Genomic DNA, 233 nt, shown 5'->3' with positions numbered 1-233 from the left:
CGATGGCAAAGTAATCAAAAGAACTGCGCTCGATTATGATATTGCTCAGAAGTTGCTTCACTTTATTCAAACCGAATATCCAGAAGCAATCATCATGGTTAGTGCAGAACATCATTGTTACATCTTGAAGAGTATGGATAAGGCAACCAAAGATGATATTCGAATTTACTATCGCAAAGTAGAAGAAATCGATAAATTTACTGATATCGATCCTAGCGATGCTATTTTGAAAG

1 protein-coding gene is annotated in these 233 nt (G+C 35.6%); it reads left to right on the top strand.

Features of this window, described 5'->3' with window-relative positions:
• Window positions 1–233 (top strand): hypothetical protein (locus L9G74_RS22120; RefSeq protein ID WP_238899103.1); only part of this gene is annotated, 233 nt, incomplete at both ends.

It is taken from the genome of Shewanella electrica, from assembly GCF_022321485.1.
Lineage (GTDB): Bacteria > Pseudomonadota > Gammaproteobacteria > Enterobacterales > Shewanellaceae > Shewanella > Shewanella electrica.
Note: the sequence above shows the minus strand (reverse complement) of the source record. Positions and strands in the feature narration are given on the sequence as shown.